This window comes from Ramlibacter sp. (assembly GCF_035627355.1).
In the GTDB taxonomy this organism is placed as follows: Bacteria; Pseudomonadota; Gammaproteobacteria; order Burkholderiales; family Burkholderiaceae_C; genus Ramlibacter.
In genome coordinates, this window is the sequence record NZ_DASPLW010000061.1 from 92,932 (window position 1) to 106,807 (window position 13,876).

15 protein-coding genes are annotated in these 13,876 nt (G+C 69.3%); 3 read left to right on the forward strand and 12 right to left on the reverse strand.

Annotated elements, in window-relative coordinates; genetic code table 11:
• Window positions 1-16: 16 nt before the first annotated feature.
• Both VEC03_RS14930 and VEC03_RS14935 read right to left on the reverse strand, forming a co-directional pair.
• On the reverse strand, window positions 17-478 hold the full coding sequence (locus tag VEC03_RS14930; protein WP_324916625.1) for a PaaI family thioesterase: 462 nt from the start codon (window positions 476-478) through the stop codon (window positions 17-19).
• Between the two features lie 30 nt (window positions 479-508).
• Window positions 509-922 carry a MerR family DNA-binding transcriptional regulator gene (locus tag VEC03_RS14935; protein WP_324916628.1) on the reverse strand — a complete coding sequence of 138 codons (414 nt, stop codon included), beginning with the start codon at window positions 920-922 and terminating at the stop codon, window positions 509-511.
• A 112-nt stretch (window positions 923-1,034) separates the two neighbouring features.
• Here VEC03_RS14935 and VEC03_RS14940 point away from each other — a divergent pair, with 112 nt between their 5' ends.
• Window positions 1,035-2,105 carry an MBL fold metallo-hydrolase gene (locus VEC03_RS14940; protein WP_324916631.1) on the forward strand — a complete coding sequence of 357 codons (1,071 nt, stop codon included), beginning with the start codon at window positions 1,035-1,037 and terminating at the stop codon, window positions 2,103-2,105.
• Window positions 2,106-2,132: 27 nt separating this feature from the next.
• Here the strand turns inward: VEC03_RS14940 and VEC03_RS14945 are convergent, their stop codons facing one another.
• From VEC03_RS14945 to VEC03_RS14985, 9 genes are all read right to left on the reverse strand, one after another.
• A complete protein-coding gene (locus VEC03_RS14945) occupies window positions 2,133-3,035 on the reverse strand; it encodes a SprT family zinc-dependent metalloprotease (RefSeq protein ID WP_324916634.1) in 903 nt (300 codons plus the stop codon).
• Window positions 3,036-3,072: 37 nt separating this feature from the next.
• The gene (locus VEC03_RS14950; protein ID WP_324916637.1) at window positions 3,073-3,807 is read right to left on the reverse strand and encodes a lysophospholipid acyltransferase family protein; all 735 of its coding nucleotides are present in this window, start codon (window positions 3,805-3,807) and stop codon (window positions 3,073-3,075) included.
• 4 nt (window positions 3,808-3,811) lie between these two features.
• Window positions 3,812-4,378, reverse strand: a complete 567-nt coding sequence (gene gmhB, locus VEC03_RS14955; RefSeq protein WP_324916640.1) for a D-glycero-beta-D-manno-heptose 1,7-bisphosphate 7-phosphatase — start codon at window positions 4,376-4,378, stop codon at window positions 3,812-3,814.
• A gap of 13 nt (window positions 4,379-4,391) precedes the next feature.
• Window positions 4,392-6,497, reverse strand: coding sequence for a glycine--tRNA ligase subunit beta (gene glyS, locus VEC03_RS14960; protein WP_324916643.1), 2,106 nt, complete (start codon window positions 6,495-6,497; stop codon window positions 4,392-4,394).
• Window positions 6,497-7,426 carry a glycine--tRNA ligase subunit alpha gene (glyQ, locus tag VEC03_RS14965; RefSeq protein ID WP_324916645.1) on the reverse strand — a complete coding sequence of 310 codons (930 nt, stop codon included), beginning with the start codon at window positions 7,424-7,426 and terminating at the stop codon, window positions 6,497-6,499. Before glyQ ends, glyS begins: the two co-directional genes overlap by 1 nt.
• A gap of 10 nt (window positions 7,427-7,436) precedes the next feature.
• Window positions 7,437-8,903, reverse strand: a complete 1,467-nt coding sequence (gene lnt / locus VEC03_RS14970) for an apolipoprotein N-acyltransferase (protein ID WP_324916684.1) — start codon at window positions 8,901-8,903, stop codon at window positions 7,437-7,439.
• A 68-nt stretch (window positions 8,904-8,971) separates the two neighbouring features.
• Window positions 8,972-9,853, reverse strand: a complete 882-nt coding sequence (locus VEC03_RS14975) for an HlyC/CorC family transporter (RefSeq protein WP_324916651.1) — start codon at window positions 9,851-9,853, stop codon at window positions 8,972-8,974.
• A gap of 90 nt (window positions 9,854-9,943) precedes the next feature.
• Complete coding sequence (locus VEC03_RS14980; RefSeq protein ID WP_324916654.1) at window positions 9,944-10,588, reverse strand: GNAT family N-acetyltransferase; 645 nt, start codon at window positions 10,586-10,588, stop codon at window positions 9,944-9,946.
• A 98-nt stretch (window positions 10,589-10,686) separates the two neighbouring features.
• Window positions 10,687-11,169, reverse strand: a complete 483-nt coding sequence (locus VEC03_RS14985) for an Lrp/AsnC family transcriptional regulator (protein ID WP_324916658.1) — start codon at window positions 11,167-11,169, stop codon at window positions 10,687-10,689.
• A 107-nt stretch (window positions 11,170-11,276) separates the two neighbouring features.
• Here VEC03_RS14985 and hppD point away from each other — a divergent pair, with 107 nt between their 5' ends.
• Both hppD and VEC03_RS14995 read left to right on the forward strand, forming a co-directional pair.
• Window positions 11,277-12,419, forward strand: a complete 1,143-nt coding sequence (gene hppD, locus VEC03_RS14990; protein WP_324916661.1) for a 4-hydroxyphenylpyruvate dioxygenase — start codon at window positions 11,277-11,279, stop codon at window positions 12,417-12,419.
• Between the two features lie 144 nt (window positions 12,420-12,563).
• Window positions 12,564-13,124 (forward strand): adenylate/guanylate cyclase domain-containing protein, encoded by a 561-nt coding sequence (locus VEC03_RS14995; RefSeq protein ID WP_324916665.1) that lies wholly within the window; start codon window positions 12,564-12,566, stop codon window positions 13,122-13,124.
• Window positions 13,125-13,159: 35 nt separating this feature from the next.
• Here VEC03_RS14995 and VEC03_RS15000 read toward each other — a convergent pair whose 3' ends face one another.
• Window positions 13,160-13,816 carry a Crp/Fnr family transcriptional regulator gene (locus VEC03_RS15000; RefSeq protein WP_324916667.1) on the reverse strand — a complete coding sequence of 219 codons (657 nt, stop codon included), beginning with the start codon at window positions 13,814-13,816 and terminating at the stop codon, window positions 13,160-13,162.
• Window positions 13,817-13,876 lie beyond the last annotated feature (60 nt).

Consider the following 13,876-nt stretch of genomic DNA (forward strand, 5'->3'; position numbering starts at 1 on the left):
TGCTCCTTGTGCGGCTCTAGTGTTTGATGTCTTCGCGGCCACCGACGGCCATCATGGTCGCGCTCATGGTCGCCACCAGCTTCTCGCGCCCTTCGTCGAGCGCGAACGCCCGGCCTTCGACCACGCTGATGGTGCGGCCCGGCTTGACCACCGTGCCGACCATGCGGAAGCGCTGTCCGCGCGCCGGGGCCACGAAATTGACCTTGTATTCGATGCTGAGCACGCCCACGTCGGCCGGCATCAGGGTCGAGGCCGCATAGCCGCAGGCCGAGTCGAGCGCGGCGCCGACGATGCCGCCGTGCACGAAACCATGCTGCTGGGTGACGTGCGCGGACCAGGGCAGCTGGATCTCGACCTCGCCCGGCTCGGCGCGGACCATGCTGGCGCCAATGGTCTGCATCGCCGCCTGGCGGGCGAAGCTGCCCCGCACGCGGGATTCGAACTCGGGATCCAGGGGCTGGAAGTCGGTGGCGGCCATGGCGGGCGTTGACGTTTACGTAAACGTCAATTATGCCTGCCGGGCCCGGGGCGTTTCCTTCTCGATCCGGCCCAGCAGCGCGCGCGCCTCGCGCTCGTGTTCCTTGACCTCGTCCAGGTTGGCCTGCAGGTCGGCCAGCTGCTCCTCCAGCTGACGGCGGTGCTGGGCCAGGATGGCCAGGAACTTGCGCAGCTGCGGCCCGGTGTCGCGCGGGCTGTCGTACATGTCGATCAGCTCGCGCGCCTCCGACAGCGACAGCCCCAGCCGCTTGGCCCGCAGCGTCAGCTTCAGCCGGGTGCGGTCGCGCGCGCTGTAGACCCGGTTGCGCCCGCCCGGCCCCGAGCGCTCCGGCTGCAGCAGCCCCATGTCCTCGTAGAAGCGCATGGCCCGGGTGGTGAGGTCGAACTCGCGGGCGAGGTCGCTGATGGTGTAGGTGGTGGCCATTCGTGGGCTGTACGGCGGGAGACAGGGGCCCTCGTCGGGGATCCCTAGAATGGCCGATTACATCTGACGTTTACGTCAACGTCAATTCAGACCACTGCAGGACCCCTCCCCCATGAACCCCCAGGAAGCACAGCTGAACTACCCCATGGGCGATGCCCTGCCGCCGCCCGGCCGGACACTGGACATCGCGCCCGGCGTGCGGTGGATCCGCATGGCCCTGCCGTTCGCGCTGGACCACATCAACCTCTGGCTGCTGCGCGACGAACTGGACGGGCGGCCGGGCTGGACGGTGGTTGACTGCTGCATCACGCGCGACGAAGCCAAGGCGCAGTGGGAGGAGGTGTTCACCAGCTCGCTGGACGGCCTGCCGGTGCTGCGCGTCATGGTCACCCACATGCACCCGGACCACATCGGGCTGGCGCACTGGCTGTGCCAGCGCTGGACCACGGCCGAGCACACCTGCCGGCTGTGGATCAGCGCGACCGACTTCAACGCCGCACGGGTGGCTTCGCAGAGCACCACCGGCTTCGGCGGCGCCGCCGCGGCCGACTTCTTCGCCTCGCACGGCCTCAGCGATCCGGAGTCGATCGACAAGATCCGCGCCCGCGCCAGCTACTACCCGAGCATGGTGCCGGACGTGCCGCGCAGCTTCCGCCGGCTGCAGGACGGCGACACGGTCCGCATCGGCGGGCGCGACTGGCAGTGCATCGCCGGCCACGGCCATGCGCCCGAGCACATCTCGCTGTTCAGTCCCGAGCTGAAGGTCCTGATCAGCGGCGACATGGTGCTGCCGCGCATCTCCACCAACATCAGCGTCTACGACGTGGAGCCGGAGTCGAACCCGCTGCAGCTGTTCCTGGCGTCCATCGACCGGTTGCGCCGCCTGCCGGAAGTCACCCTGGTGCTGCCCTCGCACGGCAAGCCGTTCACCGGCCTGCACCGCCGCATCGAGCAGCTGCACGAGCACCACCGCGAGCGGCTGGCCGACGTGCTGCAGGCCTGCGCCGAGCGGCCGCGCACGGCCGCGGAGATGTTGCCGGTGCTGTTCAAACGCAAGCTGGACCTGCACCAGACGACCTTCGCCATGGGCGAGGCGGTGGCGCACCTGCATGCGCTCTGGTACGAGGGCCTGCTGCGGCGGGAGCGTGGGGGCGACGGCGTGTGGCGGTTTGCCAAGACCTGAAGGCAACAGGCGCCAGCGACGTCCACGTCACCAGGCCGGCAGCGCTTCGTCCTTGAGCTGGCCGCGCAGCTGCGCGTAGTCGGGCACCACGGTGGCCACCGTGTCCCAGAAGCGGGGGCTGTGGTCCATCACCCGCAGGTGCGACAGCTCGTGGGCGACCACGTAGTCGATCACCGGCAGGCGGAAATGGACCAGCCGCCAGTTCAGCCGGATGGTGCCGTCCGAGTGGGCCGTTCCCCAGCGCGTGCCGGCATTGCTCAGCGCCAGCTTGCGCCATTGCACCGACAGCAGCGGTGCGAAGTGGTCCAGCCGCTCGGTGAACAGGCGGCGGGCCTGCCGCATCAGCCAAGCCTGCACCACGTCGCGGATCTTCTCGGGCGCGGCATCCTGCGGCAGGCCCACGTGCAGCGTCAGGCGCGGCACGCCGGGCAACGCCTGGGCATCGGTGTTCAGCACGGCGCCGGTTCCGCGGCGCGGGTCCAACACCACGATCACCGGCTCACCGAGGAAGGGGAAGCTGGCGCCGTCCTTCCATTCGATGCGGGCCGCCGCCATCCGGTCGTGGCGCTGGCGGGCAGCCTCCAGCTTGGCCAGGATCCAGCCGGACTTCTCCTGCACGGCGGCATCGACCTCGCGCAGCGGAACCCAGGTCGGGGCGCTGACCGTGAGGCCCTCGGCGCCGACCAGGAAGCCGATGCTGCGGCGCCGCCGGCGCCGGAACTCGTAGGCCACGAAGGTGCCGGCCAGGGTTGCCTGCCGGTTGGCGCGGGGATGGTGGAAGGTGGCCGGCGCGAGCACCGCATCCAGCGGTTCGGCCGGGACCGCGGCGGGGACGGGCTGCGGCGCGGGTGCCGGCGCCGATACCGGTGCAGCGGCCGGAGGCGGCGCGGCCTCGAACAGGTCGAGCGTGAGCTGCAGGAACTTCAGCACGGCGGCAGTATAGGGAGCGCGGCGCGGCCTGCGCCGCTTACCGGTAGGCGTCCGGATCGATCCGGCGCATCTCGCCTTCGATCCAGGCCTCGACCTCGCGCATCAGTTCTTCCGGGTCGCGGCCCTCGCTGGGAATCGGGCGCCCGATCACCACGTCGACCAGCCCGGGGCGCTTGATGAAGGCCTTGCGCGGCCAGACCTTGGCCGAGCTCACCGCCACCGGGATCACCGGCGCGCCGGTAGCCACCGCCAGCCGCGTGCCGCCGGTCTTGTAGGTGCCCTTCTGGCCGCGCGGGATGCGCGTGCCCTCGGGGAACATGATGATCCAGACGCCCTGCGCCAGCAGGCGCTTGCCCTGGGCCACCACCCGGTTGAACGCCTCGGCGCGCTTGCGGCGGTCGATGTGGATCATGTCCATGCGCCCGATCGCCCAGCCGAAGAAGGGGATGTGGATCAGCTCCCGCTTGAACACGTAGGCCAGCGGGTGGGGCATCAGGGTCGGCATGAGGAAGGTCTCCAGCGTCGACTGGTGCTTGACCAGCAGGATCGCCGGGCTGGTCTTGCCGTCCGGCAGGTGCTCCATGCCCGACACCCTCACCTCGATGCCGCACAGCAGGCGCGCCGCGCCGATCTGCCAGCGCAGCCAGCGCACCGCCTTCCAGTACATCTCCTCGCCGCTGGCCCACAGGGAGGCAGCCACCATCCAGATGGCCCAGGGCACCACCGTCACCAGCATCCACAGCGCGTGCAGCGCCGATCGCAGGAACGCCACCATCTCAGGCCTGGGGACGCGGCGCTGGCCGCCCCACCAGGTGTTCGGCGAAGGCCGCCAGGTCCTCGTGCACCCGCGTCCCCGGCGGGAAGGTCTCGGGCAGCGCGCAGCCGCGGAACTCGGCGCCCTTGCCGGTCAGCACCAGGTGCGGCTCGCAACCGGCCGCCGCCGCCGCCTGCATGTCGCGCAGGCCGTCGCCGACCACGGGTACGCCCTTGAGCTCCACGCCGAAGCGCTCGCCGATCTGCTCGAACAGGCCGGCCAGCGGCTTGCGGCAGCTGCAGCCGTCCTCCGGCGTGTGCGGGCAGTAGAAGATGGCATCGACGCGCCCGCCGTGCGCCGCCAGCAGCTTGTGCATCTTGGCGTGCATGGCGTTGAGCGCGGCCACGTCGAACAGGCCGCGGCCCAGGCCCGACTGGTTGGACGCGATCGCCACGTGCCAGCCGGCGTGGTTCATGCGGGCGATCGCCTCCAGCGCGCCGGGCAGCGGCTCCCACTCCTGCGGCGACTTGATGTAGTCGTCGCTGTCGGCGTTGATGGTGCCGTCGCGATCGAGGATGACGAGCTTCATGCGGGATGCGGGCTCAGGCGGCCAGCCGCGACAGGTCGGCCACCCGGTTCATGGCCTGGTGCAGCGTCGCCAGCAGGCCCAGCCGGTTTAGCCGCAGGTCGGTCTCCTCGGCGTTGACCATGACGCCGTCGAAGAAGGCATCGACCGGCGCACGCAGCGCCGCCAGGGTCTGCAGCGAGCCGGTGTAGTCGCCGGACTCGAACTGCGCCTGCGCGGCTGGCGTGGTCTCGCGCATGGCGGCATACAGGGCCTTCTCGGCGGCCTCGCGCAGCAGGCCCTCGCTCGCGTGGGGGTCGACCGGGCCGTCGGCCTTCTTCAGGATGTTGCCGATCCGCTTGTTGGCGGCGGCCAGCGCCGGCGCCTCGGGCAGGGCGGCGAAGGCGCGCACCGCCGCCAGGCGCCGGCCGATGTCGCCCAGTCGCTGCGGCTGCAGCGCCAGCACCGCGTCGACTTCCTGCGCCGTGTAGCCGTGCTCGCGCAGCAGCCCGGCGAGGCGGTCGTAGATGAAGCCGGCCAGCTGCGCGCCGGTGCCGGCGGGCGCCTGCGGGAACAGCGCCAGCGATTCGGCGATCAGCTGGTCCAGCTGCAGCGGCAGGTCGCGCTCGAGCAGCATGCGCACGATGCCCAGCGCGTGGCGGCGCAGGGCGAAGGGATCCTTGTCGCCGCTGGGCAGCTGGCCGATGGAGAACAGGCCGGCCAGGGTCTCGAGCTTGTCGGCCAGCGCCACCGCGATGCCGACGTCGCCGCGCGGCAGGCTGTCGCCGGCGAAGCGGGGCCTGTAGTGGTCCTCGATCGCGTCGGCGATGTCGGCCGGCTCGCCATCGGCGAGCGCGTAGTAGCGGCCCATGATCCCCTGCAGCTCGGGGAACTCGCCCACCATGTCGGTCAGCAGGTCCGCCTTGGCCAGGCGCGCGGCCTTGTCGGCATGCACGGCCAGCTCGTCGCTGCCCATCTGCGCGCCTATCACCTTGGCGAGGGCACGGACACGCTCGACACGCTCGCCCTGGGTGCCCAGCTTGTTGTGGTAGACCACCTTGGCCAGGCCGTCGACGCGCGACGCCAGCGGCTTCTTGCGGTCCTGGTCGAAGAAGAAGCGGGCGTCGGCCAGGCGCGGGCGCACCACGCGCTCGTTGCCGCCGATCACAGCCGCAGGGTCGTCGGGGCGGATGTTGCTGACCACCAGGAAGCGGTTGGTGAGCTTGCCCTTCGCATCCAGCAGCGGGAAGTACTTCTGGTTGGCCTTCATCGTGAGGATGAGGCACTCCTGCGGCACCTGCAGGAACTCGGGCTCGAACTCGCAGGCCAGCACGTTCGGGCGCTCGACCAGCGCCGTCACCTCGTCGAGCAGGGCGTCGTCCTCGACGGCACGCGCGCCCTCGCCCACGCCGGCTGCTGCTGCAGCGAGCTGGCGCGCGATCTCGGCGCGGCGCTCCTCGAAGCTGGCGATCACCGCGCCCTGCTCCTGCAGCACGCGGGCGTAGCTGTCTGCATCGGGCACCGTCACCGCGCCGGCGGACTCGAAGCGGTGGCCCTGCGTCAGGCGGCCGGCCTGCAGGCCCAGCGCCTCGATAGGCACCACCTCGCTGCCGTGCAGCGCCACCAGCGCATGCGCCGGCCGCACGAACTTCACGTCGGTCCAGCCGTCGGCCAGCTGGTAGGTCATGACCTTGGGAATGGGCAGCCGCGCGATGGCTTCCGCCAGCGCCTTCTGCAGGCCTTCCGCCAGCACGGCACCACGCGCCGTGCTGTCATGGAACAGCGCTTCGGCCTTGCCGTCGACCGCGCGCCGCAGTCCCGGCACCGCGGAGGCATCGGCGCCCAGCGCCTGCAGCTTCTTCAGCAGCGCCGGCGTCGGCTGGCCCTGCGCGTCCAGGCCGACGCTCACCGGCATCAGCTTCTGCGACACCGCCTTGTCGGCCGCGCGCTCCGCCACCCGGGTGACGTGGGCGGCCAGGCGGCGCGGCGAGGCGAAGTGCGTGAGCACCGAATCGTCGCCGGCCAGTCCCTGCGCCTTCAGTTGCTCCAGCAGCGTGGTGCCGAAGGCCTCGCCCAGCTTCTTCAGCGCCTTGGGCGGCAGTTCCTCGACCAGCAGTTCGACCAGCAGGTTGGCAGCGGCCATCACGCAGCCTCCACCAGCTTGTCGGCCACCATCTTCGCGGTGGCGGCCTCGGCCCAGTCCTTGGGTGCCATCGGGAACCCGAGCCGCTGGCGGCTGAGCAGGTAGCTGTGGGCCACGCTGCGCGCCAGGTTGCGGATGCGGCCGATGTAGGCGGCGCGTTCGGTGACGCTGATCGCGCCGCGCGCATCCAGCAGGTTGAACGAGTGGGCGGCCTTGAGCACCTGCTCGTAGGCGGGCAGCGCGAGCTGCTGTTCCATCAGGTGCCGGGCCTGCTTCTCGTGCGCGCCGAAGGCGGCGAACAGGAAGTCCGCGTCGCTGTGCTCGAAGTTGTAGGCCGACTGCTCGCGCTCGTTCTGCAGGTAGACGTCGCCGTAGGTGAGGCCCTCGGTCCACGTGAGGTCGTAGACGTTGTCAACGCCCTGCAGGTACATGGCGAGGCGCTCCAGCCCGTAGGTGATCTCGCCGGTGGCCGGCTTGCAGTCGATGCCGCCGACCTGCTGGAAGTAGGTGAACTGCGTCACCTCCATGCCATTGAGCCAGACCTCCCAGCCCAGGCCCCAGGCGCCGAGCGTGGGGTTCTCCCAGTCGTCCTCGACGAAGCGGATGTCGTTCTTCTTCAGGTCGAAGCCCAGCGCCACCAGCGAGCCCAGATACAGCTCGAGGATGTCGGCCGGCGCCGGCTTGAGCACCACCTGGTACTGGTAGTAGTGCTGCAGGCGGTTGGGGTTCTCGCCGTAGCGGCCGTCCTTGGGCCGGCGGCTGGGCTGCACGTAGGCCGCTTTCCAGGGCTCCGGGCCGATCGCGCGCAGGAAGGTGGCGGTGTGGGAGGTGCCGGCGCCCACCTCCATGTCGTAGGGCTGCAGCAGCGCGCAACCCTGGGCATCCCAGTACGCCTGCAGCTTGAGGATGATTTGCTGGAAGGTGAGCATTGGCCCGATTTTAAGTGGCCGCCCTCCTTCGAAGCCGCGCCAGCGCTCCCAAAACAGGAGCGGCGCCCAGCAGCCACAGGGGCCACAGCCCCAGCCGGGAAACCCACCACGCGTAAGGGGTCACGCCTTCGCGGCCCTGGACCGGCCCGGTGAGCACGCCGCGCGTGAAGCGCTCGAGCGCATGGGTGACCCGGCCGCGATGGTCGATGATGGCGGTGGCACCGGTGTTGGTGGCCCGGATCACGGGCCGGGCGAATTCGATCGCGCGCATGCGGCTGATGTGCAGGTGCTGGTCGATGGCCACCGTGTTGCCGAACCAGCCGATGTTGCTCACGTTGACGAAGATGGTGGGCGCGCGCGAAGGGTCCTGGAAACGCGCGGCCAGTTCCTCGCCGAACAGGTCCTCGTAGCAGACATTGGGCGCCAGCCGCTGCCCTTCCCACTCGAACGAGGGCTGGCCGACGGACCCGCGGTTGAAGTCGCCCAGGGGGATCTCCATCAGGTCGGTGAACCAGCGGAACAGCGGCGGAATGAACTCGCCGAAAGGCACGAGGTGGTGCTTGTCGTACCGGTAGGCCTGCGCATCCGGCTTGAGGCCCACCACCGAATTGGTGTAGCCCTGCTCGAAGCTGCCCAAGGGCACGCCGACGAGGGCGGCCTGACCGCTGCCGGCGCCGAAGCGGCCTGCCAGCGCCTGCCAGTAGCCCTCCGGCAACTGCTGCGGCAGCAGGGGAATGGCGGTTTCCGGCGCCACCGTGAGGCTGGCGCGGCTCTCCTGCAACTGCTGCCCGTACCACTGCAGCGCGAGCGGCACGCCGCTGCCCGGCTCGAACTTCTCGTCCTGCGGGATGTTCCCCTGCAGCAGCGTCACGGACAGGGGTGCACCGGCGGCCTCGCCGTGGCTGGTCTCCACCTGCGCGCAAGCGGCCAGCACCAGGGTCGCGCCGGCCAGGCCGGCCCAGTACAGGCGCGAGCGGCGCAAGGCGTGCAACCGGGACAGCACGAACGCGATCGCCGCCGCGACGAAGCCGATGCCGTGGACACCCAGCCAGGGAGCGAGGAAGGCGAGCGGGCCCTCCACATGCGCATAGCCGCCGGCACCCCAGGGAAAGCCGGTGAACCACTCGACGCGCAGCAGTTCCGCTAGCAGCCAGAGCGCAGCGAACGTGCCGGCCCCCAACCAGACGCCGGCCGGCGAGAGCCAGCGCAGCAGCGCGGCGGCCAGGGCGTAGTACGTCCCCAGGAAAGCGGCCAGTGCCAGCACCGCCGCGCCGGCCAGCGGCGCCGCCAGGCCGCCGTAGGTGTGCATGGAGATGAACAGCCACCAGAAGGTGCCGACCAGCCAGGCAGTGGCGAACAGCCAGCCGCGGAAGAAGGCCTGGCGCACCGACGCGGTGGCGAGCACGGTGGCGGCCAGCACGGCGAGCGAAGCCAGCTGCAGCCACCACAGGGGCTGGCCCGATCCCGGCCAGGCCATGGAAAAAGCCTGCGCCAGCCCGGCGACCAGCGCCAGCGCGCCCCCGGCGACGGGCGCGGCCGGGCGCGTCACCCGCCGCGGTCGTCCGGAGCGACCGGCGAGACCTTGAACCAGCGCACGGCGCCGCCCTTGGTATGCAGCACGACGAAGTCGAGGCCGCCGATGCGGTGGCTTTCGCCGCGGCGCGGCACGTGCCCCATCTCGTGCGCGATCAAGCCGCCGATGGTCTCGAAGCGGCCTTCCTCCTCGGCGTCGCTGGGCGTCAGCGTGACGCCGAAGGCCTCGTTGACCCGCTCGATGTCGGTGTCGCCACTCACGCGCCAGGTGCGGTCGGCGAGCGCGAACACGTCGCCCTCCTCCTCGCCGATGTCGAACTCGTCCTCGATCTCGCCGACAATCTGTTCCAGCACGTCCTCGATGGTGATCAGGCCCGCGATGCGGCCGAACTCGTCGACCACCACCGCCAGGTGGTTGCGGTTGCCGCGGAACTCTCGCAGCAGGTCGTTCAGCCCCTTGCTCTCGGGCACGAACACCGCGGGGCGCAGCAGCGCTCGCACGTTCAGTTCCGGCGCGCGCTGCAGCTTGAGGAGGTCCTTGGCCAGCAGGATGCCGATGATGTTTTCGCGCTCGCGCTCGAACACCGGGAAGCGAGAGTGGGCGGTGCTGATCACCAGGTGCAGGAGCTCGTCGTACGGCGAGTCGATGTCGATCAGGTCCATCCTCGGCGCCGCGACCATGACGTCGCCGGCGGTGAGGTCCGCCATCCGGATCACGCCTTCGAGCATGACGCGCGACTCGGCGTCTATGACCTCGTTGTCCTCGGCGTCGGCGAGGGTGGAAATCAGTTCATCGCGGGAATCGGGGCCCGGGTGGATGAACTCGGCGACCTTCTGCAGGAACGTGCGTCGATCTTCCTTGTCGTGGGATCGCGCAGGGTGGGGGTCGGACACAGCCTTGGGGGTGCAGGACGTGCGGTGGTTGGGGGACGAATAGGATAGCGCAATCGATTTTCGGCCGCGCCCGCCGCGGCGTCCTGCCGATCAGCTGCCCGACTTGTGCCGCGCCTGGCGCACGCCCTGCCGGGTTTCCTGGACCCCCGCGAGAAAGGCCCAGAAGCTGCGCGCCTGCTGCTTGAGGCGGTAGTCGGTCTGCGCCAGCTGCTCGTCGACCAGCTCGCTCATCCGGGTGTCGAGCGTGGCCGGCGGCAGGCGCAGGTGGGCTTCGGTCTCGCTGCCGAAGCGCTCCAGCCGCGCGCCGGCGTTCTTCGCGATCTTCAGCATGGCCTTGTTCTCGCTCAGCGCATGGATGAACAGCAGGTCCACGCCCTCGTTGCGGGCATGCACCACCGCACGCTCGAACAGCCGGCGTCCGTAGCCGCGGCCACGAGCCTTGGCCAGTACCGAGACACCGAACTCCGCGCAGCGGCTGGCTTCCGGATCGCGCGAGAACGCGAGGTGCGCCATCGCGATCAGCTCGAGCTTGCGGTTGTAGATCCCGAAGATGTCGTCGTGCTCGAAGTCGAGCTGGTCGACGTAGCGCCGGACCTGCTCGTCGGTCGCCGAGTAGCCGAAGCGCAGGTAGCGGTCGTTGGCATCCAGGGCCATCAGGTGCGCGGCGATGCGCTCGCGGTGTCGCGGCCCGAGCGAGCGGATGGGAACGATGGCCGGTTCGTGCGGGGCAGCCATGGCCTCAATTTAGTGGTTTTCGCCGGCGAGCCAATGCCCGCCCATCAAGGCAGGTAGTTCTACCTAGACCGTCTTCGAGGGCCGGCGATGGATCCTGCTCACACCGGCACTGCGGTCGTTGCCTTGACACTGTCGAGCACGAAGCTGGTCTTGCAGTCCTGCACGCTGGGATGCTTGAGCAGCGTGTCCATGATGAAGCGGCTGTAGTGGCCCATGTCCTGGACCACCACGCGCAACAGGAAGTCCATCTCCCCGGTCAGCGCCGCGCATTCGACCACCTCCGGCCAGCCCTGGACGCTGGCGCGGAACACGTCCATGGGATTGCGCTTGTGGGTCTCGGTGTGCTTTTCCAGCCGGACGTTGATGTAGGCCGTCAGGCCCAGCCCGACCGCCTGCGGCCGCACCAGGGCCACGTAGCGGTCGATCACGCCGGCTTCCTCCATGCGCTTGACCCGGCGCAGCACGGCACTGGGCGACAGGCCGACCTGCTCGCCGAGCAGGTCGTAGGTTTCCCGGCCGTTCTGCTGCAGGGCACGCAGGATGGCCTTGTCGAGCTTGTCAAGTGCGGCAACTTCGGCCATGGCGCAATTTTATTGTTCGAAGCGGCGCTTTCAGGCCTTCATCCGGCAAAAACCTGACCCTCCTTGCACCTACAGTGGCAGCCTGCGTTGCCCCCTGGAGACCCCTCATGAATGCCGCCCTGCCCGCCCAAGCCACGCAAGCCTTTGCCGGCTGGGACAACCCGATGGGAACCGATGGATTCGAGTTCATCGAATACGCCGCACCCGATCCCGCTGCCATGGGCGCACTGTTCGAACGCATGGGCTTTCGCGCCATTGCACGCCACCGCCACAAGAACGTGCTCCTGTATCGCCAGGGCGGCATCAACTTCATCGTCAACGCCGAACCGGATTCGTTCGCCCAGCGCTTCGCGCGCCAGCACGGGCCCAGCATCTGCGCGATCGCCTTCCGCGTGCAGGATGCCAAGGCGGCCTACGAGCGCGCGATCTCGCTGGGCGCCTGGGGCTATGCCGGTCAGGCTGGCCCGGGAGAACTGAACATCCCGGCGATCAAGGGGATCGGCGACAGCCTGATCTACCTGGTGGACCGCTGGCGTGGCAAGAACGGCGCACGCGAAGGCGACATCGGCAACATCGGCTTCTACGACGTGGACTTCGAGCCGCTCCCCGGCATCGGGCCGCAGGAAGCGCTGGATGCGCCCGGCCACGGCCTGACCTACATCGACCACCTGACCCACAACGTGCATCGCGGGCGGATGACCGAGTGGTCGGAGTTCTACGAGCGGCTGTTCAACTTCCGCGAGGTCCGCTACTTCGACATCGAAGGCCAGGCCACCGGCGTCAAGAGCAAGGCCATGACCAGCCCCTGCGGCAAGATCCGCATCCCGATCAACGAGGAAGGCAACGACAAGGCCGGGCAGATCCAGGAGTACCTGGACAAGTACCGCGGCGAGGGCATCCAGCACATCGCGCTGGGTTCGACCAACCTGTTCGACACGGTCGACGCCCTGCAAATGGCCGGCATCAAGCTGCTGACCACCAGCGAGACCTATTACGAGCTGCTCCCCCGGCGCATCCCGGGATTGCAGGAAGACCTCGAGGCGCTGAAGCAGCGCAACATCCTGGTCGACGGCGAGCCCGGCGCCCTGCTGCTGCAGATCTTCAGCGAGAACCAGCTGGGCCCGATCTTCTTCGAGTTCATCCAGCGCAAGGGCAACCAGGGATTCGGCGAAGGCAACTTCAAGGCTCTGTTCGAGACCATGGAGCTGGACCAGATGCGCCGCGGCGTGCTCGCCTCCGAATCCCGCTGAAGGGGGACGACTTTTGTCATCGCCCTGTCAGTTCTGACAGGGCGCGAGCACCGCAATCAGCGCTCCCGGCGACGGAAGGGATTGCACGCCGCGTCCCCCTCGTGACAATCCGAGCTCATCCGTCGCTGCCCTCGCCTACGTTCCATGACCCAAACGACCCTGCCCGAGTTCGTGCGGCTCACGGGTGTCATCCTGGTGCTGGACGTGGTCGAATCGGTCCGCCTGATGGAGAGCGACGAGCGCGGCTTCATCCGCCGCTGGCAGCGCTACGTGCGGGAGATACGTAGAGAGGTCCTGCCGGTCTTCGCGGGCCGTATCCACAAGAGCACGGGCGACGGGCTGCTGATCGAGTTCCGCGGTCCCTACGAAGCCGTGCAGGCCGCCTTCGAGTTGCTGCGCGTGAGCGACACCATCAACAGCCAGCTGCCCGCCGAGGCGCACATGCGGCTGCGCATGGCGGTCCACATCGCGCAGTTCGTGGCCGACGAGTACGACATCTATGGTTGCGGCATTAACCTGGCGCATCGGCTGCTCCAGGTGGCCCGGCCCGGCGAGGTGTGGATCAGCGCGACGATGCGCCACCTGCTGGGCGACAGCGACCAGGCACGCTTGGTCGACTGCGGCATGCACCAGCTGCGGCACGTGCGCGAACCGGTGCATGCGTTCAAGGTCAGGCCACCTGAGTGCGAGGCAAGAACGCCTTAACGCCGTTGCCCGCTCGCGCACCGCAGGCAGCACGGCTACCAGCGCGCGGGCAGCTTGCGGTGCAGGGTGATGCGCTTGACCCCGAGCTCCACGTAACCGCCCCGCTCCAGGTCCTTGAGCAGGCGGCTGACCATCTCGCGTGAGGAGCCGACCCGGCTTGCGATGGCCTGGTGCGTGATCGGGGACAGCACCACGGGACGGCCGGGCACCGCGGGACCTTCATGGGATTCCAGCGCGCGCACCACGCGGCCATACACGTCCAGCAGGGCCAGTTCGCGCGCCTTCTGCGTCGCTTCGCGCACCCGGCGAATCAGCCTCGAGACCAGCTCCAGCGCGAAATCCGGTTCGCCGGCCAGGTGCTCGCGAAAGGCGTCGCCGCACACGATCGAGCAGACGCAAGGCTCCAGCGTCATCACCGAGGCGCAGCGCGGACCGCCGTCCAGCCACATTTCGGCGAAATAGTCGCCTGCATTGGCGATGCTGTAGATGATTTCGCGGCCTTCGGCATCGGTCGAATAGACCTTCACCTTGCCTTGCAGGAGCACGAAGGTGGAATCCCCCCGCTCGCCCTCGTGCACGAGGATGGTGTTCTTGCGGTAGCTGCGCAGCACACCGCGCGCGGCCAGCGCACGGATGGTGGGTGTGAGCGAGGAGAAGAGGCGGTCGCGCGCCGCCGGGTCCAGCGTGGTCATCGTGGCCTGCCTCCCTGCGGCGGCACTCTAGCAGAGGCCCCCTCGGCGGACAATCGACGA